The organism is Helicobacter sp. TUL (genome assembly GCF_002287135.1).
Taxonomy (GTDB): domain Bacteria; phylum Campylobacterota; class Campylobacteria; order Campylobacterales; family Helicobacteraceae; genus Helicobacter_F.
On sequence record NZ_NESU01000015.1, the window covers coordinates 1 to 14,403 of the forward strand.

The following is a 14,403-nucleotide window of genomic DNA, read 5'->3' on the forward strand; positions in this document are numbered from 1 at the left end:
AGATCGCCAAAAGTTTTGTGCCTTTATGGCGACAAATGGTGGTGGCGAACACACAAAGATTAGAGATGACTTTTTTGAAATTTTGAATGCTTATAAGCGCGTAGATTCTGGTGGGAGATGGAAAAATAATATTGGTGGACCCATAGGCGATCGCTATGCAAATTTTAGAGATTCTAAGCTCAAATGGCTTAGGAATTATAGATTTCATATTTGTTTTGAAAACTCAAGTTATCCAGGGTATTTGACTGAAAAACTTTTTGATGCTTATGCTGCTGGGTGTATCCCTATATATTGGGGTGATACAAGTTTGTGTGAAAATGTAGTGCGTGAATCTAGTGGTTGCAGCACTACATCATCTGAAACAATACAAGCAACTATTGCGCATATCTCACCACATTTGCGTGAATATACTATCAATCCAAAGGCTTTTGTTAATGCACATAATTTTGCTACCTTCCAAGATCTCGCACAAGAAGTCATACGTATAGATAGTGATCCTAAGAGGTATCAAGAGATGTATTTTCAACCTATCTTTGTAGGAGATTTTGATCCTTATACATATTACAAGACAAAACTTGAAGTATTTTTAGATTCTATAGTATCTCAAGGAGCAAAAGCGGCATTGCGTAGAGGTGATGGTGTGCACATGAAGCGACATAATAGAATGTTGATTAAAGGTAGCGATCCACTTAGGGCAATAAAAATGGGAGCTCACAGAGAAATTTCTAAGGCAATTCAAAAATGTAAGAGATACTTTGTGTCAAAATCTAAAGAGAATGTGTAATAGAGAAAATATATAAAAAGTGGTGCCGAGGGTCGGAATCGAACCGACACAGGGTTGCCCCTACTAGATTTTGAGTCTAGCGCGTCTACCAATTTCACCACCCCGGCTTATATATAAAAAAGAAATGGTGCGCTGAGCGAGATTTGAACTCGCACGGGTCGCCCCGCCACCCCCTCAAGATGGTGTGTCTACCAATTCCACCACCAGCGCATAATCTCCGCAAGATGCGGAGATAAATATTAAGAATTAGGCAAGAAAGGATTGCTATAAAGAGCAATAATAGCTAGGACCAATGTATAGATAACTTGTGCTTCGATAAGCGCCAATGCAATAAACATTGTTCCAAGCAATTTACCACTAATACCAGGATTTCTAGCAGTTCCAGAGATAGTTGCTGCTGCTGCATGTCCCATACCGATAGCACCACCAAGTGCTGCAATACCCACACCAACAACTGCACCAAGAACAGAATACATACGAATCATATCTAGACCACTTACTTCAGCTCCAAATGCTAAGCCAAGCATACCTAAAGACAAAACAAGAAAGATTTTCATCTTGATCTCCTTACTATAAAATACAAAGTTTTTCGGATCTCTCCCCTACTAAATCTTTGGAAGCAGCATTCTAGCTATGTTTTGATAAAAGCTAGTTTAAATTTCACTCTTGGCGCAAAAATTGTAGCGGATATTTGCATTCTTTGCAGACAACATTTGCGTCTATTTTGTTGATTTTGTTGTGTGTGGATTCTGAAACTTTGTGTATCTTGCAGTGGCATTGATACACATATACAGCAGGTTTATCTTCTAGTTTGCAGCTTAAGGGTTTTTGGTCGAGTGAGCAAGAGGGGTTAGTTTGTTTATCAAGCACTGCTTTTGTATTGTTGGCAATTTGGACTGCATTCCATTCCTCAATGCGTTTATCTTCTTGCATAATATGCCCTATGAGCCAATCTCTAGCAATGATGAGCAAACTTTCTTTGAGGTCATTTATAGAGTGTGAATTTTTAACAAGACTTGCCACATTGCGCGTGAATTCCTTGTGAATCTCCTTGTGATTGGAGAGTTCTGGATATCCGATGCTTTTCATATATTCTTCTTCATGCGCAAAATGCACACGCATATAATTAAAAAACTCTGCCAAAATATCTTTAAGCTCCGAGCGATTAGCCGCTTTGTTTGCTGCTGCCTCAACTCGGTGTGCTAACTCAAAGAGTTTGCGATGTTCGGCATCAATAGTCTCATTATGCACCGAATATTCATTGCTCCACGCTGGCAACATATGTTTTCTACCCCTCAGCTTGAAAACTAGATTTTTCTATAAGGTTTTTGTCCCATTTCATAAAAATTATTTCCCTGTGTATCGATGGCTACGATAGCAGGAAAATCTTCGATAGTAATGCGTGCCACTGCTTCTGGACCAAGTTCAGGATACGCCAATACTTCATATTTTTTGATTGTTTTTGAAATAAGAGCAGCAGCTCCTCCAACTGCCACCATATATACCACACCATTTGCTACCATAGAATCTATCACCTCTTTTGAGCGGTAGCCTTTGCCAATCATACCACTAATACCTTGGGCAATAATTGTAGGCGTATATTTATCCATTCTGCCACTTGTTGTGGGACCTGCCGAACCTATTGCATTACCGGGTTTAGCAGGGCTAGGTCCTAGATAATAAATCGTCTCTCCTGCTAATTCTACTGGAAGTTTTTCGCCTCGCGCTAAAGCTTCTGTTAAGGCTTTGTGTGCGGCGTCTCTAGCAACCAAAATCGTTCCAGAAATAAGCACAGATTCTCCAGCTTTTAGGCTTTTGCCTACTTCTTTGCTAAAAGGAGCCGTGATTTTTTTGATGTCGCTCATAGTTTCCTCCTTATAGTTCGATATCTGCGTGTCTAGCGGCATGGCAATTGATATTAATTGCTACAGGTAAGCCAGCGATATGTGTAGGATACCATTCAACATTGACTTTAAAGGCAGTGGTTGTGCCTCCTAGTCCTTGTGGTCCCACACCTGTGGCATTTGCCATTTCTAAAAGTTCTTCTTCAAGTTTAGCGTATCGTTCATCGGGGTTTTTAGAATCTACCTCACGCACCGCCGCCTTTTTTGCCAAGAGTGCTGCTTTTTCCATTGTCCCACCTATACCTACACCTATTACCATAGGAGGACATGCATTGGGACCAGCGAGTTTAACAGCTTCTAAGAATACATTTTTGACACCTTGGATTCCATCAGCGGGGACAAGCATTTTTAGAATACTTTTGTTTTCACTACCAAATCCCTTTGGTGCAACTTGGATATGCACCTTATCACCCGGCACAATTCTTGTATGAATAACTGCAGGAGCATTGTTTGTCGTATTTTTACGCTCAAAAAGTGGCTCTGCTACGACGGATTTGCGTAGATATCCCTCAGTATAGCCTTTTTTTACGCCTTCATTGATAGCATCTTCGATATATCCGCCCACGATATGTGCATCTTGACCGACATTAACAAACACCACAAGCATTCCGGTATCCTGACAGATAGGCATCATGTTTGTTTGTGCAATTTTGCCATTTTCTATCAATGTATTGATGATGTTTTTTCCAAGTGGTGATTGCTCGATATTTTGTGCTTTTGCAAATGCTTCTTTTATATCATTTGTTTGCACACAACAAGCCTCAATCGCAAGCTTTGCAACTGCTTCTACTATATCTTGATATTGAATCTCTCTCATGGCTTTCTCCTTGTTTTGATTCCTAGTGCGATTTCATTCTAACCAAAGATAGCAAAAACAAATCTTAAAAATTTATAAAGAATTGTATGTCGCGTTATGTAATATTGTATGTGTTGTGTTTGGTAATAAAATATAAAGAATAATGTTACAATGTCTGCAAAATTTTCTAAGGTTTATATATGCGTTTGCAGAAGTCAGAAATTAAGGTTTTGGGTTTAAGTTCGCTTGGTGGTATGCTAGAGTTTTATGATTTTATTATTTTTGTATTTTTTACAGAGATTATCTCTAGTGTATTTTTTCCTAGCACACTTAATCCATTTTGGGCGCATATGAATACCTATGGAGCTTTTGCAGCAGGATATTTTGCAAGACCATTGGGCGGGATTATTATGGCACATTTTGGCGATAAAAGTGGGCGCAAAAAGATGTTTATGCTCTCGATCTTGCTTATGGTAATCCCTACTTTTACACTAGGATTTATGCCTACTTTTGAAAGCATTGGCTATGCTGCACCAATTATGCTTGTGCTTATTAGAATCTTGCAAGGTATTGCCATAGGTGGTGAGCTTCCGGGGGCTTGGGTTTTTGTGTGTGAGCATAGCGATGACAAAACCTTAGGTTTGTATATGGGCGTTTTTACAAGTGCTGTGATTGGTGGGATTTTGTTGGGAAGTGTGGTAACACTTGGTGTGAATCTTATATTTACTCAAGCAGAGATTGCCACTTATGCTTGGCGTGTGCCTTTTATCCTTGGAGGACTTTTTGGGATTATTGCTATTTTTTTACGAAAGTTTCTAAACGAAACCCCAGTGTTTAAAGAAATTATAGCTATGCAACAAACACAGAAATTTCCCATTGCATCTGTGTTGCAATCTTTTAAGCAAGGCGTGGCATATTCTTTTCTTAGCACTTGGATTCTCACAGGTTGCGTGGTTATTATCGTGTTACTCTCTCCAAAGCTTCTCACGCAAGTTTTGGAGGTTTGTGCCATTGATAGAGTTTTATACCAAATGCTGATAATTTGTTGTATCGCATTTGGCGCTATCTTGGCTGGAATCTTGCATGATAGAGTTGGTGTCAAAAAAGCAAGCTTTGTGTTTGGTATGGGGTTATGTATTTTTGCGTTGTGCTTTTATTGGCTCTTAGAGACAAGGGCTTCTTTAGAATTTGTGCTTGTGATGTATTGTGCTATGGCATTTTGTGGTGGATTGAGCGTATTTACGCCCATTATTATGGTGCGAAGTTTTCCTGCACCTATACGATATAGTGGACTTTCTTTTGCCTATAATATTTCATATGCAGTGTTTGGTGGATTGACACCGATATTTTTTGGCTGGGCAAGTGGGAGCAATCATCTCTTGATGATTGGGTATTATATGGTGTTTTTGGGGATTTTGGCGATGGTGATTGGAAGGGTGCATAAACCATGCTAAGCGCGTTTATAATCCCCACTTTTCCCTCCGCTTTTAGATTCTAAACAAATATCACTTATTACCATACTTTTATCAATAGCTTTGAGCATATCATAGATAGTGAGCAATCCTACACTTACGCTATGTAAGGCTTCCATTTCTACACCTGTTTTGCCCTCACATTTGACAAGAGATTCTACTCTAAAGGCACATTCTTCTTCTAATGGAATAATATCTACATTGACTTTGCTTATAAAAAGTGGGTGGCACATTGGAATGATTTGGCTTGTATTTTTAGCCGCCATAATAGCTGCAATCACTGCTGTTTGGATAACTGGTCCTTTTTTGTTGGTATTTTCTATCACTGCCAAAAATGCAGCCTTACTCATTGTGATTTTACCGCTAGCAAGTGCTTCCCTAGATGTGCTATCTTTGGTGCTTACATCAACCATCGTAGGATTGTTGTTGTGATTAAGGTGTGTGAGATTCATGATAATCCTTTGGTGTTATTTGCGTGCGATGAGCATACCGAAATTTACCCATTTAAAGAGTACTTCGGTATGTTTAAATCCAGCTTCTTGGAGTAAATGTAGGTTTTCTTGGAGTGTGTAGGGGATTAGCACATTTTCTAGTGCCTCTCGTTTGCGTGCGATTTGGGTTTTAGAGTAGCCATTATTGTGTTTATAACTATGGTAGTATTCTATCATTTGGCTATCAAGCAGGGGATCTGTAGTTGTCATTTTTTCACTCATAATAAAAATGCCATTTTCCCTAAGGGATTGATATATTTTACGCACTAATCCTAGTCTTTGTGGTGGGCGAATAAATTGCAATGTGTAATTGCTCACAAAAGCACTAGATTCACAAAAATCCTCTTGTGTGCAGTCAGCGACTTTAAAAGATATGGAGGCGTTGTAAGCTTTTGCTTTGAGTGTAGCGTGTTCTATCATTGCTTTAGAGGTATCAAGCCCTATTAATGTGGCATTTGTGTGTGGTTCAAGGTTTAAGAGGAGATTGCCTGTGGAGCAACCAAGATCATAGATTACTCCATCTTTGGCGTTGTATTTCAAAAAATCTATACATAACGCAAGGCTTTCTCGATAAAATGGAATAGAGCGCTCTAACATATCATCAAAGACACTCGCTACTTGCGTATCAAATTCAAATTTTTTTTGCACCCCTTGCGTGGATTCTCCAAAAAGCGTATCTTTTTTTTGCATATATGCTTCTTTAGGCAAAGTTTCTAAAAATCGCACCCAAATCGACGTTTGCGATTTCTTTATCAGCGCATTTTTGGAATATGCCCTGTGCTCCCTCGATGAGATCTTGGCTAGATACGCCATGTGCAATGGAGATCTTGGCTTCTAAAAATGCACTAAGATTGTCGCATACTTTGAGAAACTCTCCATATATGGGATCAAATTTATCTTCATTAAATTGCGCAAAAAAATCTGCGCCATTTTGCATATCGTATCTAAAGTGCTCAATCTTATAGCGGTTATTGAATTCATCTTGTGTAAAATATTCGATATCATCACGAATGTTTGGCGGGACTTTACATAGAATCTTGTCATTTACTGCTTGTCGCTCGATATTTTTGATAAATTCATCTAAACCTTTTACCGTGTGCTTGATAGGTGAGATAATATCTCGCGTGAGAATCTCAGGTAAATCGTGAAACAAACCACATAAAAAATGATTAATGCGCATTTGCTTACAACATCCCAAATCAAGGCTCAATAAATACGCGCTTATGGCGACTATGAGCGTGTGTCCTAATACAGAAGTTGCGGGGATTCTTGGTGTTTGGCTCCAGCGTTTTTGGAATCTAAGTTGTCCAAACATTGTGATAAGCTCACGCACATCTTCATAAAGCACAATTTGTTGCATACCCGCAAGATGATAATGTTCCTCCACTTGCTTGTCGATAGTATTTTTGATATTTTGCACATCATACATATTGGCATTAAAATGATAAATAATGTCAAACTCCCATTTTGATGCGTAATAATGCGAAGCTTTGAGAATCTCTTTTTCGATATTGGAAGTATGTGAAGTGAGATATGTCTCCATTTGTGGGAAAAACTCATACGCCTCAAGATCGGTTTGTAGGTTTTGCATCACAAAATGCACAAGTTCTTGATTATGTGTTTTTGCCAATTGGTGAAATACGGGAGGCTTAATGTCAGTTAGCACGATACGCTCAAAAAATTCATAGCAAAATTGTAGGATTAATTGCTCCCAATTAATTTTAATCTTTCGGATATGCTCCTCATATCGCGCCAAAAGATAAGCGATAACAAACTTATGTGCTTGTTTATCTAGCTCGACAAACTCCACAGGTGTGGCTTGGTCATTCCAACGCCGAATAGATGCAGCTACAAAAATCTTGCGTAAAAGTGTGTTGCTAAGGCGTGGAATTTTTGGCATAAGATTCTCTATTTTTTGTAATAATCGCCACTAGCACCTACACATTGTTGTGTGCATTGTCCATTTTGACAAATCGTTTGGCATTCTATAGCTTGGTATGAACCTACAGGCTTTTTGTGTGAACAAGCACTAAAACATATAAGACTTACCATCATCATTCCCATAAGATGTGCAAAAATTCGCATGCATACTCCTTAGAAAAATAAAAATTATCTCTACAAATTACAATAAAGCATTTTTTATGCCATTATGATAACCCAAAGCATCAGGCAAAGATTCTTAATACACGTTAAGATTGTTGTAGGAGTGGCTTTATTATAGAGTAGATTTTTGCTACTGCAAATCTATCTCTAAGCCTACAGGGCAATGATCGCTACCAAAAACTTCAGGATAAATCTTAGCATTTAAGAGTTTTGAATCTAAAGCCTTAGAACAGAGAAAATAATCAATCCGCCACCCTGTGTTATTCTCTCGCGCTTTGCCCATATAACTCCACCAGCTATACGCTCCCTCTAGTGTGGGATAAAAATGTCTAAATGTATCAGTGAATCCAGAATCTAAAAGCTGTGTCATTTTTTCACGCTCTTCATCAGTAAAACCGGCATTCCTGCGGTTTGTTTTTGGATTTTTGAGATCAATTTCTTGGTGAGCGACATTGAGATCTCCGCACACAATCACAGGTTTTGTTTTTTCGAGATTTTTGAGATAGGCGCGAAAATCATCTTCCCATTCCATACGATATGACAATCTCTCTAGTTCGCGTTTAGAATTTGGCGTATAGACATTGACAAGATAAAAATCCTTGTATTCTGCACAAATAATGCGCCCTTCTTTGTCGTGGTGTGCTATACCCATATCATACGCGACACTTAAGGGTTTGGTTTTGCTAAAAATTGCTACTCCAGAATACCCCTTTTTTTCAGCGCTATTCCAATATTCTTCATAATTAGGAAAATCAAAGGTGGCTTGTTCGCGCTGCATTTTGGATTCTTGGATACAAAATACATCAGCATTAACCGCTTCAAAAAAATCCATAAAGCCCTTATTCATACAGGCTCTAAGCCCATTGACATTCCACGAAATAAGTCTCAAAACATTTATCCTTTAACCAAGGCGTTTTTTGATTTCACACGCGATTTCATATCCGTGATTTAATCCAGCAGCGATTGATCCACCGCTTTTTAGTGCGATGTCCCCTGCTAAAAATACATTTTCTATAGAGCTTTCTAGTTTTTCATTTGAAATCGGTGTGCCATTTTCATCAAGTGCTAATTGGCATTTTTTTAGAAAATCTATAGGCGCAGCACCGCCTATCGCATAGACAACTCTGTCAAAGGTTTCACTTTGATTATCTGTGAAATTAACTTTTACTTTGCCCTCATCATCTTCTAACCCTTGTATATCCACACCTAGACGCGTTTTTAGCTTTCCACTTTGGATAGAATCTTGGAGCTGTTTAGCATTGACTTCATTGATACGACTAAATTCTGTGCGACGATAATTAAGTGTCGTGTCATTGTCTTTGCATAGCAAGGTAGCGTATTCTACTGCCGAGTTACCACCACCTACGACCAATACTTTTTCATCGCTTTGGATATTGTTGGCATTGAATTGCACTTTTTTTCTAATTGTTGGTGGAATTGGATAGCTTGGTTTGTTTGGTTGCCCCATTTTACCAATAGCTATGACAACAAATTTTGCCTTAAAGCTTTGCCCACCACTACTATGAATCTCAAATATATCACCTACTTTTTGAATAGATTCTATATCGGTTTTGTAGTGAATCTTGTGGTTTTCTAGGAGTTTATCAAAAAGTTCTAGTGTGCTTTCTTTGTTCCCATCTACAAAAGGTATGCTCCCTTTGAGATCAACAATTTGCCCTTTGTAGTCCTTATCTACGCGCTTACCATCTTTATAGAATTGTCGGATAGTTGCGCTATGTTGCTCACTTTTTTCAAACACTGCGACATTTGTAATGCCTAGCGCTACATTTTCCACAGCAGCCCCTATACCACCGGGACCACCACCGATAATTGCTACATCATATATTTCAGCCATCATGACTCCTTTTTGTTTTGGGATTGTGTGATTTGAGAATCTAGCTCTTGTAAAAAATCATGTTTTTGGTGTTGGTTTGCGATTTTATTCAAATCTTCAGGAGTGTCAAAAAGCACACCTTCCATCATTTTGTTTTCATCATCGAATTGTCCATTTTTTAGTCCCCACAAGAATCCAAGAAGACCAAAAAATCCCAATACAAGAGAAATACCAAGCATGAAAGCTATAATCTCGACATTCAAAATCTAATCCTTAGATACAAGTGTATATTGTGCCAAAATGTAATTAATAAAGCCATCACCCCTCGCTAAAAAAGTAAATCTTCCTCGACATTTGTTACAGATGGGGTTGTTGGTGGAAGTTTGGAAATGTTAGTATAGAGATATTCTCCATCTGCAAAGGTTTTTTTCATAATGCCATTTGGCACATCAAAGCGTCTTTTGAGACCAGGTTCGATTTTTAGGAGTTTGTTGAAAAAATATGCATTCACAGGTGCGGCAACGATACCACCTGTCTCTACAGGACCTATTGGCGTGTTATTGTCTCGTCCATACCATATGATAGTTTGTATGCTTGGAGAATAGCCACAAAACCAACCATCAATATTTTGGTTTGATGTTCCTGTCTTTCCTGCTATTTCTAGATTTGCGACGCGTGCTCTTACCCCAGTTCCGCGATTGACGACATCACGCAAAATATCTGTTACCAAAAACGCTTGTTGAGGTTGTGTGTATTCACGCGTGGCAATAGGGAATGTGTAGGTTTCGCCCTGCACATTGACAATAGAATCTACCAAGCGTGGCGTTATCATCGTGCCATAGTTGGAAAAAACAGAATAAAATTTCGCAGCTTCTAGTGGAGAAAGACTAAGACTTCCTAAAACAATTGACATATCATTTGGGACATATGGGAATTCAAAATCCTTGATGCCTCTATATATGATATCAAATCCTACTTGCTGGACTAGATTTAGTGTTGCGAGATTGGCAGATTTGCGCAATGCCTCACGAAGGGTGATGAGACCACCATATGCACCCACATTTTTTGGTTTCCACACATCTTCTTCATCTTCTTGATTGCTTTGCACATTTTCATTTGTATTACCAAATTTTCTTGGTGCATCCATGACTTGCCACGCTGGAGAATAGCCCCTATCAAAGGCTACAAGGTAGATAAAGGGCTTGATACTAGAGCCAAATTGTCGTTTGGCTTGTGTTGCGCGATTAAACACAGATTTTTTATAATCCACACCACCCACAAGCGCTAAAATTTTACCACTTTGGGATTCTGTAACAACCATAGCCCCATTTAACTCACCATATTTATTTGCCTCTGATTCTTTTGGTTTTGCATAGATAAGTCCTTCAGAATCTAGCTCCTCGCGCACAAAAGTCCTTGGATATTGCTCCACTAAGCGCTCATTGATGTTATTATAGCCATATCGTAATGCCTCTTGTGCGATATTTTGATAGTCTAAATCTATTGTGAGATAAATCTTATAGCCGCCGGTTTTTAGGTCTGGGTATATTGGACTAAGTTGGCGCACGACTTCATCGACTGCATAAGGCGCGACATTTTGTGTGAGGCTTTTGTCATTATACACATATGGAATCTCCACAATTGCTACCTCATATTCTTCTTGTGTGATCCACCCTATGTCTTTTAGTCTATCTAAAATGTTGTTTGCGCGTCCTAATGAGTGTTGGAGGTTTTTTGATGGATCGTATGTATCTGGGGCTTTTGGAAGTCCCATAAGCATACACATTTCTTTGAGTGTGAGTTCATTAAGATTCTTATGAAAATACCCAAGTGCAGCGGTTCTTACGCCATAATATCCATGTCCCAAAAAGATATAGTTTAGATAAATCTCCAAAATATCTTCTTTGCTCATATTTTGTTCTAATATGATGGCAAACATCGCTTCTTTTATTTTGCGTTTGAGTGTTCTTTCGGGTGAGAGTGCTATGTTTTTGACAACTTGTTGCGTGAGTGTGCTACCGCCCTCGGAGTATTTAAGGTTTTTGACATTTTTAACAATGGCGCGAGAGATTGCATCTGGATTAATACCCATATGCTCAAAAAATAATGTGTCTTCAACAGCTAGGAGAATCTCGATAATTCTTGGTGGTATTTCTTCAAACTTGGCATATAAGCGATAATGTTCATTAAAAAGATTTGCTATTAAGCGACCTTTTGTATCAAAAATTTGTGTGGTAACATCCATTTTATGGCGTTTGACAGATTCTATTTCACTTTGCACTTCTGTATATACGCCATAAAGATATATGCCCACACCAAAAAGAGCTACAAAAAATGTAACTCCTATGCTATATCGTATTACTCGCCACACTGATAGTCTTTTAGAATTTATTGTGCTTTGGATGAGCCCTCTAGCTCGCTTATTTTGGCTTGAGTTTCATCATGAATCTCTGTGTAAAGTTCATCTATACAACGCATTACACCATCGCTACCTTTTTCCATTTCTGATACTTTTTCTTGTATGCAAGATTTTGCACATGCTGTATTAGGATCTTCAATTAAATTAACCAATGAAATAGCTTGTGTATGCACCTCTTCATGGAATGGATCAAGTTTTTTGTATCCTTGCGTATGGCTAAATAATTGCTTTCCTCGCCCTTCATAATACCATTTACCTAGACGACAATTTTTGTGATCTACTTTATTGAAGCTATCTTTGATACCAAACAAGAATCCATAGAGGTTATTCTTATACACCGTATGGTCAAGCTTTGCAAGTGTGCAGAAGATTCTAGAACTTAACGATGATGAAATTTGGTTATTAATAAGGTTACTTGTTTTTAGTTGGTTAATAAGATCAGTAAGTGCGGATATGACATCCCTTACAACATTTGTAGCGGTATTTGTTTCTTCTGTTCCGCTTTGAATGTCATTGGCTTCTTGTTGCATAGATTTTACGACAACAGCAATTTCTTTGGTAGCTTTTTGTGTTTTTTCGGCAAGCTTTCGCACTTCATCAGCAACAACCGCAAACCCTCTTCCATGTTCTCCAGCACGCGCTGCTTCGATAGCGGCATTAAGTGCCAAAAGGTTTGTTTGTTCGGCTATATCATCAATGAGTGAAACAACATTGGTAATTTCGTTGCTTCTTTGCGCTAGAGAATCTACAAGTTGTGTGGAAACCTGCATTTTCTCATATAACACTTCAATTTTTTCTAATGCATCACTACTAAGTTCGCGACCATTTTCTGCTTTTTGCACAGATTCATTGGATCGTGAAACCACTTCCGCGGATTGTTCTAATACTTCTTGTAGGGCAGATTGTGTGCCAACAATACCAGCTGACATAGAATGACTATAGACATCAAATAAATCAAAACCACCACTTTTATCACTGCGCAAATCCAAAGCCATAGCAGAATAATAGATTACATCACCTACTTTTTTAGTTGCGATAGTGAATTCTCCCATAGGTAATGCCAATGTTGTTAGATCATGGTGTAAGTGTGCAGCAAATGTATCAAAATTTTGTAGCTTAGAAGCAGCCTGATTTTTGAAGACAACTTCACCATTTTTGATACCCACAATAATTTCTTTTTGTGTGAAACCTAAAGCTTCTTTGTAGTGCTCTAATTCCTCTTTGAGGCTTTGCACCTCTTTTGCAAGTTGATTGTGATCATTTGCTTGTTTTTTTGTGCCAAACATCGACATTCCTCCCCTAAATAAATTTTAAACCTACTAGGATTATGCCATAAAAACGCTGAAAAAGAGACAAAAATATAGAAATAATTACAGAAAGATTGGAGTGTGAAGCACCATTAAAGTTATATTTTAATTTGTCTAAAAACCTAAAACTTATCATAGTTTTTATCAATAATTTATGTTACAATCTCAAAATATATTAAATCTTGATAAAAGGGTATGACGATGATTGATACCAAGCGTTTAGAAACTTTAGAGTCGATTTTGGATCGGTTGCGTGCAGAGATTAAGCGCAATGGATTAAAAAATTCTAAACAACGCGAGGAGATTCTCATCGTGTTATATAAAAGTGGCACACATCTAAGCCCTGAAGAAATCACAAATAAAATTCGTATGGTGGATAAAAATGCGAGTATTTCATCAGTCTATAGAATCTTAAGCTTTTTGGAAAAAAGTGGTTTTATTACAGCACTAGAGGCTGATAAAAGTGGGAGACGCTATGAAATTGCCGCCAAAGAACATCATGATCACATCATTTGTCTTGATTGTGGCGAGATTATAGAGTTTGTGAATCCACAAATTGAAGCCTTGCAAATCCAAATTGCCAAAGAATTTGGTGCTACAATCATTAGTCATGATATGCGACTTTTTGTGAAATGTGCTAAATGCCAAAAAAGCTAGATATAAAGAGTATTTGCTAGATAAAAGCTAAAACTTATAAAAAAGTGTAGTTTTTGTAAAAAAGATTTAAAAATATTGAGTGAGTGGGGTATCCACCAAGAGGTGGATCCACCCAAAATACTTTTGTATGCAAGAAAGTATTTTTTAGAGTGTTGCAGCGTTGCTTAGCACATCTGCCATTTGCGCATCTTTGTTTGCGTAGAGTTTGTTGTAGTTTTCTTGAAGCGCTACTTTAAAGGCTTCTTTGTCTTCTACTTGCAAAAGCTCTACAAATGTATCAAGAGATTCACCTTTGCCTTGTGCAATTTCTTTTGAAAGTGTATCCATATTTGATGCTACAAATTCTTGCACTCTTGTATCCATTACAAGTCCTTGCCAGCTACATCCAGAAGTTCCTGAAGTGATACCAAAAGTTTGTGTTCCAGTGGAATTGTTTGTTGTAATTTGGAAAAGATTCCAAATAAGTCCTTGTTTGTCGATGAGTTTAGAACCCAAACCACACCCAACATTTGAGTTTGCTGCCGCAAATGCACTGCTTGTCAATACGCTAGCTAATACTAAGCTTCCTAAAACTTTTTTCATTGTAACCTCTCCTTTGTGTAATTTAAGCAAAATGCTTACAAATTAATCATAGCT

The 14,403-nt window shown here is 38.1% G+C and carries 17 protein-coding genes and 2 tRNA genes; 3 read left to right on the plus strand and 16 right to left on the minus strand.

Annotated features, from left to right (window positions below; genetic code table 11):
- Positions 1 to 784: glycosyltransferase family 10 domain-containing protein (locus B9T66_RS07120; RefSeq protein ID WP_257874651.1), on the plus strand; the 784-nt coding region annotated here is incomplete at its 5' end.
- Between the two features lie 20 nt (positions 785 to 804).
- On the opposite strand, the gene B9T66_RS07125 is transcribed toward B9T66_RS07120, so the two are convergent.
- The 6 genes from B9T66_RS07125 to B9T66_RS07150 form a co-directional block, all read right to left on the minus strand.
- Positions 805 to 891: transfer RNA gene (locus B9T66_RS07125), tRNA-Leu, on the minus strand.
- Positions 892 to 909: 18 nt separating this feature from the next.
- Positions 910 to 994, minus strand: a tRNA-Leu gene (locus B9T66_RS07130).
- A 29-nt stretch (positions 995 to 1,023) separates the two neighbouring features.
- Positions 1,024 to 1,341, minus strand: a complete 318-nt coding sequence (locus B9T66_RS07135; protein ID WP_095628288.1) for a F0F1 ATP synthase subunit C — start codon at positions 1,339 to 1,341, stop codon at positions 1,024 to 1,026.
- Positions 1,342 to 1,444: 103 nt separating this feature from the next.
- The gene (locus B9T66_RS07140) at positions 1,445 to 2,065 is read right to left on the minus strand and encodes a bacteriohemerythrin (RefSeq protein WP_095628289.1); all 621 of its coding nucleotides are present in this window, start codon (positions 2,063 to 2,065) and stop codon (positions 1,445 to 1,447) included.
- Between the two features lie 26 nt (positions 2,066 to 2,091).
- A complete protein-coding gene (locus tag B9T66_RS07145; protein WP_095628290.1) occupies positions 2,092 to 2,649 on the minus strand; it encodes a Fe-S-containing hydro-lyase in 558 nt (185 codons plus the stop codon).
- 10 nt (positions 2,650 to 2,659) lie between these two features.
- Positions 2,660 to 3,505, minus strand: coding sequence for a fumarate hydratase (locus B9T66_RS07150; protein WP_095628291.1), 846 nt, complete (start codon positions 3,503 to 3,505; stop codon positions 2,660 to 2,662).
- Positions 3,506 to 3,684: 179 nt separating this feature from the next.
- On the opposite strand from B9T66_RS07150, the gene B9T66_RS07155 reads away from it, so the two are divergent.
- Entirely contained in the window at positions 3,685 to 4,938 is a 1,254-nt protein-coding gene (locus tag B9T66_RS07155) for an MFS transporter (RefSeq protein WP_095628292.1), read from the plus strand.
- Here B9T66_RS07155 and moaC read toward each other — a convergent pair.
- The 9 genes from moaC to B9T66_RS09340 all read right to left on the minus strand — a co-directional run bounded on the left by moaC (position 4,935) and on the right by B9T66_RS09340 (position 13,089).
- Positions 4,935 to 5,408: a cyclic pyranopterin monophosphate synthase MoaC gene (gene moaC, locus B9T66_RS07160; RefSeq protein ID WP_095628293.1), complete on the minus strand. Its 474-nt coding sequence runs from the start codon at positions 5,406 to 5,408 to the stop codon at positions 4,935 to 4,937. The genes B9T66_RS07155 and moaC overlap by 4 nt on opposite strands.
- 15 nt (positions 5,409 to 5,423) lie before the next feature.
- Positions 5,424 to 6,137 carry a carboxy-S-adenosyl-L-methionine synthase CmoA gene (gene cmoA, locus B9T66_RS07165; RefSeq protein ID WP_095628294.1) on the minus strand — a complete coding sequence of 238 codons (714 nt, stop codon included), beginning with the start codon at positions 6,135 to 6,137 and terminating at the stop codon, positions 5,424 to 5,426.
- Positions 6,138 to 6,147: 10 nt separating this feature from the next.
- Complete coding sequence (locus B9T66_RS07170) at positions 6,148 to 7,347, minus strand: HD domain-containing protein (RefSeq protein ID WP_180763366.1); 1,200 nt, start codon at positions 7,345 to 7,347, stop codon at positions 6,148 to 6,150.
- Between the two features lie 8 nt (positions 7,348 to 7,355).
- Positions 7,356 to 7,532, minus strand: a complete 177-nt coding sequence (locus B9T66_RS08885) for a hypothetical protein (protein ID WP_180763367.1) — start codon at positions 7,530 to 7,532, stop codon at positions 7,356 to 7,358.
- A 148-nt stretch (positions 7,533 to 7,680) separates the two neighbouring features.
- On the minus strand, positions 7,681 to 8,439 hold the full coding sequence (locus B9T66_RS07175) for an exodeoxyribonuclease III (RefSeq protein ID WP_095628296.1): 759 nt from the start codon (positions 8,437 to 8,439) through the stop codon (positions 7,681 to 7,683).
- Between the two features lie 12 nt (positions 8,440 to 8,451).
- Positions 8,452 to 9,405, minus strand: coding sequence for an NAD(P)-binding domain-containing protein (locus B9T66_RS07180; RefSeq protein ID WP_095628297.1), 954 nt, complete (start codon positions 9,403 to 9,405; stop codon positions 8,452 to 8,454).
- Positions 9,405 to 9,647, minus strand: coding sequence for a cbb3-type cytochrome oxidase assembly protein CcoS (gene ccoS, locus B9T66_RS07185; RefSeq protein ID WP_095628298.1), 243 nt, complete (start codon positions 9,645 to 9,647; stop codon positions 9,405 to 9,407). Before ccoS ends, B9T66_RS07180 begins: the two co-directional genes overlap by 1 nt.
- Before the next feature lie 65 nt (positions 9,648 to 9,712).
- The gene (locus tag B9T66_RS07190) at positions 9,713 to 11,755 is read right to left on the minus strand and encodes a penicillin-binding protein 1A (protein ID WP_257874652.1); all 2,043 of its coding nucleotides are present in this window, start codon (positions 11,753 to 11,755) and stop codon (positions 9,713 to 9,715) included.
- Positions 11,756 to 11,772: 17 nt separating this feature from the next.
- Positions 11,773 to 13,089 carry a methyl-accepting chemotaxis protein gene (locus B9T66_RS09340; RefSeq protein ID WP_095628299.1) on the minus strand — a complete coding sequence of 439 codons (1,317 nt, stop codon included), beginning with the start codon at positions 13,087 to 13,089 and terminating at the stop codon, positions 11,773 to 11,775.
- 222 nt (positions 13,090 to 13,311) lie between these two features.
- Here B9T66_RS09340 and fur point away from each other — a divergent pair, with 222 nt between their 5' ends.
- Positions 13,312 to 13,767 (plus strand): ferric iron uptake transcriptional regulator, encoded by a 456-nt coding sequence (gene fur, locus B9T66_RS07200; RefSeq protein ID WP_095628300.1) that lies wholly within the window; start codon positions 13,312 to 13,314, stop codon positions 13,765 to 13,767.
- Positions 13,768 to 13,911: 144 nt separating this feature from the next.
- Here the strand turns inward: fur and B9T66_RS07205 are convergent, their stop codons facing one another.
- Positions 13,912 to 14,349 (minus strand): DUF3015 family protein, encoded by a 438-nt coding sequence (locus tag B9T66_RS07205; protein WP_095628301.1) that lies wholly within the window; start codon positions 14,347 to 14,349, stop codon positions 13,912 to 13,914.
- Positions 14,350 to 14,403: the final 54 nt, after the last annotated feature.